Raw genomic sequence first — 9164 nt, forward strand, 5'->3', positions numbered from 1 at the left:
GCAAGGCCCAGGATCATGTTGTTGTAGACGCCGAGCATGAAGGTACGCAGGCCCTGGTCGACCTGAGCCTCCGTCCGGGCAAAGCCGGTGCCATAGGCGGTTTGGTTTTGCTCATACGGTTGCATCGAACTCTCCCGGAGTGAGTGTCTTTCCTGACGAAGATACTTGTTCAGACTGAGCTTCCGTTCAAGATCAATAACCACCTGCGACCTGCTGGGTAGATTTGTCGAGAGGAGCGCAAGGCAGGAGAAACAAGGCGGATCAGAATACACTCCAGGTCCTGAGCCTGACGTGTCCACTCTAACAGAGCATCGAGCCGCCCTGCACAGGAACATGCCTGGCCAAAATGCGTTCCCTGATAGGACCAGCTTGGCAATATCCCGGAAACGCTGGGCTGGGCCTCCTCAACCGGAGACGCACTCATGAGCAAACTCACGTCATTGATCGGCTTCATCTTTCTGGCTGTTTCGTCGGCAGGGGCCCAGACCCCGCCTGCTACTCCCGGCTCGCCCCCTGCCGGGGATGCCGCGGCCGCAGGTGGTGGTCTTGCGGATTACTGGTGGCTCATTGTGCTTGCCATCATTGTCGCTGCAGCCGTCTGGTACTTCTCCCGGAGTCGCGGCCGCAACCGCAATCAGCTGTAGGAAGCCGATCCCCAAGCGTGACAATTCTGGAACGACACCATGGACGTCAGCGTTGATGAGCAGACGTGTTGATGCTCATGACCGTCTTCGAGAGAGAGCCCGGCCTTGTGCCGGGTTCTTTTTGCCTCCGATCCCGTTCGGGGACTCAAGCTTCAACTGACTCCAATGGCTCAGTGGCTGGTTTCTGTCAGATGGTCTGTGATGTTCCGCTCAAGCTCAGCCATGCTATTGGTCATGGTAGCCCAGTCTCCAAACATCAGCACGATGGCCGAGACATTCACAAGGGCGAGGACGATCACCAAGGCCACCATGAGGCGGGGAAACTCTTGCGACTGTCGACCGCGATCCCTGAACCAGTGGACCCGCAGGTGAAGGTTGGAGGCAAGCATCGGGCCAGTCCTCAGAGGTTTCCAACCAAGACTGCCAGATGATGAGCTTAAAGCGCGAAAGGTGAGGTGTGTCACGGCACCTGGGAATGCGAATTACGTGGCCCCCACGTGCGGTCGGGCGTATAATCAGCGGCAGTCTGGCATTGGCCCCAGCTCGGCATACCGCCATGTCTAAGACACTGAACAGATGCGAAGTCCTTGCCAGGATTGACCGGGACATCGCCGAAGGCGAACGGCACGTGGTGGAGCAGATCGCCCTGATCAAGTGGATGAGAGAGGAGTGCCTCGACACGACCTTGGCGCAGAACTTGCTCTGTAATCTGGAGCAAATCCTCGGGTACTGGCACGCCCATCGGCAGTTGCTCTTGGAAGCGAACCCGCAAGACCGAGCGCAAGATCTCTAATTCCCTGAAGGGGCTTACCGCAATTCGGCGGCCAGGGGCGGATCCGGCCTAATCAGGGGCCATCCGCGAGGATGTAACACGAGCGAGCTCGTCCCGGATCAGTTGAGCCGTCTTGGGGCCGATGCCCGAGAGGGTGTGGATTTCGTCAGCCATAGCCCTGAGCCGATCCAAGGTCGTGATGCCTTCTTTGCGCAAAGCCTCCCAGGCTTGGAACGGCAAACGCAGCCCCCTGATCGGTCCTCCGATGAGATCCCACCTGGGGTTAGGCATTCATCTCAATCCCGGGCTTGGCCCTTCTCAGGTGCAGGGTCGGGGAGACAGGGGAGCAGGATTTGAACGCTGCGTCTTTGAGTTTGGACACTCAAGGCTCTGGTCATTGAGCTGCTCCGTGCTGTCTCCGGCCTGATGCAAACTTAGTCCCGCGCCATCACAACGCCAGACTGCTTTCTGGGGTAACTCGGGCAGAGTTCCCGTCGTGTTCATCAACGGCTTATCCGCAGCTCGTGCTTTGAACCCGGAATCTCTCACCGTGGCACTTCTCTGGAGTAAGCAGAATGCCGGCTCAAGAAGGGAACACCCAACGTTCCCGATGGGCAGGAGATGTCCTGGCTTGATCTGCAACGGAAGCTCCTCCGCCCCCTGAACTATCACCATGGAGTTCTACTTCGCCACTCGCGCCTCACCCGCCTTGTTCACATGCCAGATCACAACATGGTAATGAGGCACCTCGACGCCGGGATGGCCCTCGTTGAAGTACATGGAGACATGATCGTTCCGGCCTGCGAAGCCTGCCAGATCGAACTTCTTCCGATTTCCGATATCCTCGACCGGGATCATGTAGATCTCCAGGGGCGCGCCGCCTCCAAGGCAGCGAGGCGCTCGTCCAAGACCTGTTCGTGGACCACCGCGTCCATCGGAGCCCTCACCTGGCCGGAAGGTGTGAGTGGCAGTCTCCGCCGCTGCAACAGGGGCCGAGAATGCCCGTGATATTATCAGGGAGCGAGGATTGAAGCGAGTACGGGACTCACGCTGGAGACCTTGCCCGGTGCTGGTCGGCACAGGCTGTGAAGGCACGGCTCTCGCGGCGCCAAAGCTTGGGACAGCGATGACGATCGAGACTGCGGCTCAGACCCAAAACAAGGCCATACTTGGCATTCGGGTAGCTCAATAAGTTACACTTGAGGATCCACCTTCGTGCTCCGGACTCCATTGCCGTGTCATCGGGAACTCATCTCGTGCTTGGCCCTTTACGCACGACAGATGTCATTGTTCTGCCGCGTGCGGAGAAGTTACCATGGATGTGATGGTGACACCTGCCGAGCTCAAACCAGCAGGAATCTGGAGGTTGAGCGATCGACTTGGGCGTCCTCTGGGGACAATCACCGAAGCCTCTCCGTCACTGTTCGTTATCGACGCCAACCGCGACGCCAGGCTGTCCGGAATGGAGACGGCCAAATTCCGGTCGCTGAATGACGCGATGACAGCCATCGCGCGCCACATGAAGGGCGAATGTCAGCTCTCCAGCGACGATAAAGCATGACCCTTTCTCAGAGAGGGGCATTGAACGGATGATTGTCAGGGCAACTCGGCCTGACAGGTCAGCTGAGGCACCTCGATAAAAGGAAGCTCAGCCTCACGGCTTGCTTCCACTCAGTTCTCATCCTCTTCCGGCAAGGACTCGGTATCACCTATAGCCCATGCGCGGTGACCTGCTTGCCGTTCCAGAGCTTCGACCTGCCGAAGAAGCTGTGTCGCAAGGATCACTTCACGCCGGAAGCCCTCATCGCCAGGGTCGCCTCCCAGGCGCATGTGCATGTCACGCACTCTCGCTTCAAGAGCTCGCCTGAGACCGCCCAATTGCTCTTTGCTCAGGTCAAGCAACATGTGCGTCGAGCCTCGTGCTCCCGCTGACACTAAGCCACCTCCTAGAGCAGGAGGGCGGCAGCCCACCAGCACAAGCCGATGCCGACCACGACGGCGGTCCAGTTCAGAATGCGAGCGAAAAATTCACTTGTAGCCATCTCACGATCACTTGGCTTCGGCGGCAGGTCTATGGGCGCAACCCGCCCCTTGCAGGAGGGTGGAACTTCAGCGGAGGCTTGGCTCTGTCTCTCTCGCCTTGATCTGTGTCTCGCCGACGACGCCCTCAGATGCACTTGAGAGCGATTTGATCCGGTACTGGCGCTCGTGCGAGGTCTCAGGCAGCACTTGGACGATCACGTAGGTGCCGGGATTGGCTCCCCTGGAGTGGGCTGGGAGCACCGTCTGGCCGACCTGGAATTTCTGCGTCATGGAACACCTCGCCTCGAAACCACCACCGGTACTCGTGCTCGGACTGAACTGACGATGAAGACGGGATGCTGGTCGAAGCTCCCACAGGGGCGTGAAGCCGCACAACTGCTCTGCGGTAAGGCCAGCATTCAGTTGACGGCCACGGTTGCACTTTTCTTAACCTATGTAAACTGTTTCGCCGAACCCGGAGCGCCTGCTGCGGGTTGTCCCTGACAACAAGTTGAACGGGTTCGAGGGCTCGGGGCAGCCGGAAGGGTGCAATGGCTGCAGACATACCGGACGAACGCGAACCTGATGCCGAAAAGCCCAACGGAGGGGCGAACAACCCGGTCAGAGGCTCACTGGCACCTGCCGAGCTTACAGCCGAGATTGGGCGCTGGCTCCAGTGCCAGCACCCGGTGCCCCTCCAAGAGCCGCTTCCGGACGAGCTTGCCTCGCTCATTCGTCTCTTACAGGAGCGGGAAGGCGGGGCAAGTTGAGCAAGGCATTATCACAGCACGATGCTGAGCGGCTTTGCGACTTTGTCGGTCTCTGCCAGGGAACGTTGTGCAATGCGGGGAGATACAGGACCAGCAGGCCCGCCAAGTTCCGGCTCCATCTTCTTTCAATGAGACAACAGTCTCGGTAACCTCTGTTCAGACGTAATGTTCTGCGAGATTGCCTCTCGTCCGAATGCCGAGATTTGGTGCGCAGATGATCAAACTCTGCCATCCGCCAGAACCTCTTCAGCACGCGCAGGCCCTTGAGCACTGGGCTGAGTGTCGCGAGCGTGCTGCTGCGAGGCTGGAGCGTAAGGTCGAGCGCTTGCTTGATCAGAAGCGAGTGGAACAGGCTGCACGTCTTCGCTGCGCAGCCCGTTACCTGCGCCACGCAGCGCTCCGCGAGCATCTGCACGCCGCCGCCTTGAGAGAAGCGGCTCAGCGATAACGCACCTTCCGGTTCGCTATCCCAGCTTGCATAGGTTGCCGTTGACCGCATTTCACTTGAGGTGCTGGGCGAGGTGCTTGTTCATCTCGAACATGCTGAGCTTGTGCTTGCCTCCGAACACCGCCTGAAGCTTCTCGTCCGCCATGATCTCGCGCTTGTTCTGCGGGTTCTGGAGCTTGTGCTTCTTGATGTACTCCCAGACCTTGCTCACCACCTCCGGGCGTGGCAAGGGAGCCGAGCCCACAATGACCGCCAATTCCGGCGAGGGCTGTAACGGCTTGAGGAAAGCCGAAGTTGCCCTCTTGCCTTCGCTCGGGTCTGCCTTTCCCTGCTTGGGTTTCTCCGGTGTTGAAGGCGGCATGTGGTCCTCCCTCTGGGTGGAACCAAGAAGGGGTTTAGATGGCAGCCACGACCTTCGAGTGCTGGAGGGCGGCTTGCATCAGCCGATCTGGGCCGAGATCGTGCCGGTTTTCCATCTGCAACATCTCGGCAAGCTGGGTGCGAGCCCGGTTGACGCGGCTTTTGAGCGTGCCCACGGCAACACCGCACAGAGCCGCCGCGTCCTCGTAGGTCTCGCCTTGCTCCACCACCAGAAGGAGAGCCTTGCGCTGTTCTTGCGACAGATACGCCAGCGCCTCGTGAAGGTCGTCCAGCATCAGCTTGGATTCCTGCTCGGGCTGAACCATCAGGCGTCTGGCAAAGCCGCCCTCTGGGTCTTCAATCTCCCGTCTGCGCTTACGGTGCTCCGAGTAGACGCAATTGCGCAGGATCGTGAACAGCCATGCCTCCAGGTTGGTGCCATGCTGGAAGTGATCCAGGTTCGTCCACGCCCGCAGGAGGGTACTCTGCACGAGATCGTCACTCCGGACCGGATCGCGGGTCAGATGCAGCGCAAAGGCTCGCAGGTGGGGCAGAAAGGCGGGAAGCTGATCGCGCATGTATTGCGAGCGGCGACCCGCGCGGACCTCCTCAACCAGGGTGAGATGCTCGACGTGCGAGAGTGGATGGATGTGACGGAGCCGTGCCTGCTTGCGTCGTGCAGACCGACTGTGATCGGTCGCTTTGGAAGCGGGATGGCTGTGTCGGCGAGCGGCTTGGGTCATGGCCGTGCTCCACCTTGGCTACAGCTTCACCATACACCTACGGTTGCCCGTCAGCCAGCTAATTCAGGGAAGACAGTAGAGCCTGCGGGCGGCTTGACGCTCTGCGGGGGCAAGCGCACCATGCCTGTCACCTAGCCTCAGTCTGCGGAGGCTGTCATGGCTGAACACGATGACGATGTTGCCCTGATCCGCCGCTGGTTCCAGAAGCTCCAACTCTGCGTCCAGACGGTGGATTTCGCGGGCTCGCGCCCGCTCTTCGCCGACGACATCATCACCTTTGGCTCCTTCACAGCGTTCACGATGGGGCGCGAGGCCACCGAACACGAGCAGTGGCGTCAAGTCTGGGGCCATATCGACCAGTTCCGCTGGCGGTTGGATGATCTGCGCACCATCATCTCTGGTGACCGGCTCACGGCAGTGGGCATGGCGGTGTTCGAGTCCACTGGCTACACCGAAGGCGGCAAAGCGTTTGATCGGCCCGGACGAGCGACGGTGGTGCTCGGGCGGCAGGTCGTCGGCGAGGAATGGATCGCCCAGCACACCCACGTGTCGCTGTTCCCTGGCACTCCCTCACGCTCCTTCGGCACCAAGCGGGAGCATCCGCCTGCTTTGTAGCAGAGACAACGCCGCCAACCGAAGGAGCTTGGTGCTTCAGAGCACGAGGCTGAGGTGCAATGACTGGCACGGGGAGGACGCCCATGACCGAACGAACCTACAATGTCCTGTTTCTCTGCACCGGCAACTCAGCCCGCTCAACCCTGGCCGAAGGCATCCTGCGCAGGGACGGGCAGGGCCGCTTCGCAGCCTACTCGGCAGGCACCCAGCCGAAAGGCACGGTCAATCCGCTGGCCCTGAAGGTGCTGGGCGACCACGGCTATCCGACAGACGGATATCGCTCGAAAAGCTGGGACGAGTTCGTGGCTCCGGGAGCGCCTGTGATGGACTTCGTGCTCACCGTCTGCGACAGCGCGGCTGGTGAAGTCTGTCCGGTGTGGCCAGGACACCCTTCCATCGCGCATTGGAGCATCGAGGACCCAGCCGCTGTTGGAGGTTCTGACGCGAACAAGGAACAAGCCTTCCTTCGCGCCTTCGAGTTCCTGAAGAGCCGGATTGGCACGTTCCTCCACCTGCCGCTGGTCAGCCTTGATCGGTTCACGATGGGCACTCGGCTTCAGGCCATTGGCCATTTGGAGGAAGCAGGCATGACTCCATCGAATGGAATTGACCTGCATCAGCGGTAGGGTGAGGCCGAGCAGCACAAAGGCAACAACGTCAAACTGGTGTGGCTGGGTCGCTTGCTGAATGCTGGATTTCCGCCAGGATGGGCTCGGGCGTGAACGGCGAGCGCTCAACCGGCAGCACCTTGGCCATCGCGCCAAAGGCGCGCAACTCGTCGAGAACATGCTTCATCGGTTCTGACAGTACGGCTTGCCGCGCCTCCTCCATAGTGTGGAACTCCAGCAGGGTGAACGTATCAGGGCTGTTCTGAGGAGCGGCGCGATAGGCCATGAAGGACACGGCTCCAGGCATCTTCAGAAGCTGGGCGATCCAGTCTTGAACGTGCCGGTTGTAGTTGTTCCAGTTCCGGGTGTCGGTTGGACGGTCATACTGCAACATCAGGTAGGCCATGAGCCACCTCCGGGTCAGCGCCTCTGTGAGGCTCCATCGCCCCTATCAGAGCTTTCTCACGACCCAGACTTGATCGCGAGCACGTAGATCGCCACAACGGCAGTTATCAGGAGCAGCGCGATCAAGGTTTGGGAGAGCATTACATGAAGCCCATGATCACCGCGCCACAAAACAAGAATGCCAGACCAGCAACTACAAGCGCTTCGTTCTCGAAAGAAACGTAAGACTTGATTCTTCTGAACATCAGGCCCTCCTCATCTCGTGGAAGCATACCCCATCCGCAGCGTCAAGGATATGTCCGGTGTCAGCTTGAAGATGCCTGAGTGAAAACGCTGCTTTGGTGTTGAGGATGCGGCAATGGCCTCGCGACAACTCAGATCGTCCGAGGTCTGATTGACATCAAAGAGCCTGCTCGCCGTCGTTGAATGTCAGCATGAGCAAGGCTCCAAAACGACTGAGCCAGCGCGACGATCTCAGACGGTGGGACAATGAGGGCGGTGCACCGCGCTCCGGACACCCTTCCCACGAGCCGCATCTCGCGCCCAAGCACGAGGCCGAACCGGCGTTGTACTACTTCAACATCAGGACCCCGAGTGGCCTCATCAAAACCCCAGAAGGGGTTACGTACCCCAGCCTTTCAGATCGCCCAAAAGGACGCGCTCGCCAAGACCCGCACCATGATCGCGGAAGGTGATCAGAAGGGCGAGGACCGGCACGATTGGAGTTTTGAGATCAGATCAACATGTCCTGACGGTCGCATTCTCAGAAATCTCCAACTCGAAGCTGGCCAGCCAAGGCGGGAGACGCTAACTGCCAGCGTCCCGATAACGGACGACAGATGGATATTGCTGTTGCCACGATCCTACTTCGATGAGGGCTAGCAGAGGACGAGTTAGCGGAGTTCGATAGTCGTTTCGACCACATGCTTTAGCGCGGGCTCATCGTCTGAAGTCAGAGTCATGCGAAGCCGCAGGCTCGTTCCTTTTATGGCTCCCTCACGCACAATCCGCTCGATCTCTCGCTGCGACGTTACTCCCACTTCCTTTAGGAACTTGCGGACGGCCATGTTGAAGTGGTCTTCATCCATAATGATCTCCTCTTTCGAGGCCACTAAATACCACTGTATCACAGGAGCTTGGAGCGCCGCTACCGGCGGCGATTGAGAGCGCGGAGTACTTGAAGCTCAGATACCAACTTTGCAACCGAGCGAGCGGTCAGCGCCTACTCCACGGCAAACAAGGGGTGCTGCCACACGAGATGCTTACCATTCTGTCCGTACAATTGCCGCAATATCCCGCTGCCTTGCACAATAGTGACCCTGAACAAGGGCAAGAACATAGGGGCATTCACCGGCACCTCGATGCCGACAACAAGAGTGTCTCGATGGAAGCTCTGCCCCTGACAGATGCCCCGGCGATCACCCTGTCTCCTCCAGCCCCCGCTACGCTGAATCAGTCGCTGGCCCCCAGTGACCTTCAATGGCTGGGAGAGTGTCTGGATGCGAGACCTCCTTGGCATGAGCGATGACCTGGAGGGCTGGCGGCAACGCGTCTGCATCGGGTGGCTTGTAGCGGCGGTTGGCGAGCTTCGGCTCGGCAGCCAGGCGGCTTCGCACAACCTCATCCGGGGATCGCCCCTTGAGCACGCGTTGACGTCTTCTGTTATAGGCCTGATTGAAGCCCTTGAGCAGCGTCTCGAGGTCCCGATGGCTATAGATCGTGATGCCCAGCACCTCGCGCTGCACCCGCCCGTTGAAGCGCTCCACGAGACCATTGG

Annotated in this window: 14 protein-coding genes and 1 pseudogene; 6 read left to right on the forward strand and 9 right to left on the reverse strand. The window is 59.6% G+C overall.

The genetic code is table 11. From position 1 onward, the window contains the following. Positions 1–422 precede the first annotated feature (422 nt). Positions 423–644, forward strand: a complete 222-nt coding sequence (locus FS320_RS32455) for a hypothetical protein (RefSeq protein WP_152716552.1) — start codon at positions 423–425, stop codon at positions 642–644. A gap of 170 nt (positions 645–814) precedes the next feature. On the opposite strand, the gene FS320_RS32460 is transcribed toward FS320_RS32455, so the two are convergent. Then, the gene (locus FS320_RS32460) at positions 815–1033 is read right to left on the reverse strand and encodes a hypothetical protein (RefSeq protein ID WP_152716553.1); all 219 of its coding nucleotides are present in this window, start codon (positions 1031–1033) and stop codon (positions 815–817) included. A 167-nt stretch (positions 1034–1200) separates the two neighbouring features. On the opposite strand from FS320_RS32460, the gene FS320_RS32465 reads away from it, so the two are divergent. Then, on the forward strand, positions 1201–1437 hold the full coding sequence (locus tag FS320_RS32465; protein ID WP_152716554.1) for a hypothetical protein: 237 nt from the start codon (positions 1201–1203) through the stop codon (positions 1435–1437). A 48-nt stretch (positions 1438–1485) separates the two neighbouring features. Here the strand turns inward: FS320_RS32465 and FS320_RS51010 are convergent, their stop codons facing one another. Together FS320_RS51010 and FS320_RS45415 are read right to left on the reverse strand one after the other, a co-directional pair. Then, the gene (locus FS320_RS51010; RefSeq protein WP_152716555.1) at positions 1486–1707 is read right to left on the reverse strand and encodes a helix-hairpin-helix domain-containing protein; all 222 of its coding nucleotides are present in this window, start codon (positions 1705–1707) and stop codon (positions 1486–1488) included. A gap of 390 nt (positions 1708–2097) precedes the next feature. Continuing rightward, positions 2098–2274, reverse strand: a complete 177-nt coding sequence (locus FS320_RS45415; RefSeq protein WP_153885356.1) for a hypothetical protein — start codon at positions 2272–2274, stop codon at positions 2098–2100. A gap of 457 nt (positions 2275–2731) precedes the next feature. On the opposite strand from FS320_RS45415, the gene FS320_RS32475 reads away from it, so the two are divergent. Both FS320_RS32475 and FS320_RS32480 read left to right on the forward strand, forming a co-directional pair. Beyond that, positions 2732–2977, forward strand: a complete 246-nt coding sequence (locus tag FS320_RS32475; protein ID WP_152716556.1) for a hypothetical protein — start codon at positions 2732–2734, stop codon at positions 2975–2977. Positions 2978–3150: 173 nt separating this feature from the next. Further along, on the forward strand, positions 3151–3348 hold the full coding sequence (locus tag FS320_RS32480) for a hypothetical protein (RefSeq protein WP_152716557.1): 198 nt from the start codon (positions 3151–3153) through the stop codon (positions 3346–3348). Positions 3349–3525: 177 nt separating this feature from the next. On the opposite strand, the gene FS320_RS32485 is transcribed toward FS320_RS32480, so the two are convergent. The 3 genes from FS320_RS32485 to FS320_RS32495 all read right to left on the reverse strand — a co-directional run bounded on the left by FS320_RS32485 (position 3526) and on the right by FS320_RS32495 (position 5759). Then, entirely contained in the window at positions 3526–3729 is a 204-nt protein-coding gene (locus tag FS320_RS32485; protein WP_152716558.1) for a hypothetical protein, read from the reverse strand. Between the two features lie 979 nt (positions 3730–4708). Beyond that, entirely contained in the window at positions 4709–5017 is a 309-nt protein-coding gene (locus FS320_RS32490) for an SWIB/MDM2 domain-containing protein (RefSeq protein ID WP_152716559.1), read from the reverse strand. A 34-nt stretch (positions 5018–5051) separates the two neighbouring features. Continuing rightward, a complete protein-coding gene (locus FS320_RS32495; protein ID WP_338105583.1) occupies positions 5052–5759 on the reverse strand; it encodes a sigma-70 family RNA polymerase sigma factor in 708 nt (235 codons plus the stop codon). 156 nt (positions 5760–5915) lie between these two features. Between FS320_RS32495 and FS320_RS32500 the strand changes: the two genes are divergently transcribed. Together FS320_RS32500 and FS320_RS32505 are read left to right on the forward strand one after the other, a co-directional pair. Next, positions 5916–6374: a YybH family protein gene (locus FS320_RS32500; RefSeq protein ID WP_152716560.1), complete on the forward strand. Its 459-nt coding sequence runs from the start codon at positions 5916–5918 to the stop codon at positions 6372–6374. 83 nt (positions 6375–6457) lie between these two features. After that, positions 6458–7000, forward strand: coding sequence for an arsenate reductase ArsC (locus FS320_RS32505; protein WP_152716561.1), 543 nt, complete (start codon positions 6458–6460; stop codon positions 6998–7000). Between the two features lie 31 nt (positions 7001–7031). Here FS320_RS32505 and FS320_RS32510 read toward each other — a convergent pair whose 3' ends face one another. The 3 genes and pseudogenes from FS320_RS32510 to FS320_RS32520 form a co-directional block, all read right to left on the reverse strand. Beyond that, entirely contained in the window at positions 7032–7388 is a 357-nt protein-coding gene (locus FS320_RS32510; protein ID WP_152716562.1) for a hypothetical protein, read from the reverse strand. Between the two features lie 892 nt (positions 7389–8280). Beyond that, positions 8281–8475 (reverse strand): DUF6494 family protein, encoded by a 195-nt coding sequence (locus tag FS320_RS32515; protein ID WP_152716563.1) that lies wholly within the window; start codon positions 8473–8475, stop codon positions 8281–8283. Between the two features lie 354 nt (positions 8476–8829). Beyond that, positions 8830–9164 (reverse strand): annotated as a pseudogene (locus FS320_RS32520) (integrase core domain-containing protein); the annotation flags it as partial.

It is taken from the genome of Microvirga tunisiensis (assembly GCF_009296175.1).
GTDB classification, from domain to species: Bacteria; Pseudomonadota; Alphaproteobacteria; order Rhizobiales; family Beijerinckiaceae; genus Microvirga; species Microvirga tunisiensis.

Bases quoted from the DNA above. Each gene is read 5' to 3' on its own strand.
- FS320_RS32515 (WP_152716563.1), bottom strand. From the start codon at position 8,475: ATGGATGAAGACCACTTCAACATGGCCGTCCGCAAGTTCCTAAAGGAA.
- FS320_RS51010 (WP_152716555.1), bottom strand. From the start codon at position 1,707: ATGCCTAACCCCAGGTGGGATCTCATCGGAGGACCGATCAGGGGGCTG.
- FS320_RS32460 (WP_152716553.1), bottom strand. From the start codon at position 1,033: ATGCTTGCCTCCAACCTTCACCTGCGGGTCCACTGGTTCAGGGATCGC.
- FS320_RS32465 (WP_152716554.1), top strand. From the start codon at position 1,201: ATGTCTAAGACACTGAACAGATGCGAAGTCCTTGCCAGGATTGACCGG.
- FS320_RS32500 (WP_152716560.1), top strand. From the start codon at position 5,916: ATGGCTGAACACGATGACGATGTTGCCCTGATCCGCCGCTGGTTCCAG.
- FS320_RS32475 (WP_152716556.1), top strand. From the start codon at position 2,732: ATGGATGTGATGGTGACACCTGCCGAGCTCAAACCAGCAGGAATCTGG.
- FS320_RS32490 (WP_152716559.1), bottom strand. From the start codon at position 5,017: ATGCCGCCTTCAACACCGGAGAAACCCAAGCAGGGAAAGGCAGACCCG.
- FS320_RS32455 (WP_152716552.1), top strand. From the start codon at position 423: ATGAGCAAACTCACGTCATTGATCGGCTTCATCTTTCTGGCTGTTTCG.
- FS320_RS32495 (WP_338105583.1), bottom strand. From the start codon at position 5,759: ATGACCCAAGCCGCTCGCCGACACAGCCATCCCGCTTCCAAAGCGACC.
- FS320_RS32485 (WP_152716558.1), bottom strand. From the start codon at position 3,729: ATGACGCAGAAATTCCAGGTCGGCCAGACGGTGCTCCCAGCCCACTCC.
- FS320_RS32510 (WP_152716562.1), bottom strand. From the start codon at position 7,388: ATGGCCTACCTGATGTTGCAGTATGACCGTCCAACCGACACCCGGAAC.
- FS320_RS32505 (WP_152716561.1), top strand. From the start codon at position 6,458: ATGACCGAACGAACCTACAATGTCCTGTTTCTCTGCACCGGCAACTCA.
- FS320_RS45415 (WP_153885356.1), bottom strand. From the start codon at position 2,274: ATGATCCCGGTCGAGGATATCGGAAATCGGAAGAAGTTCGATCTGGCA.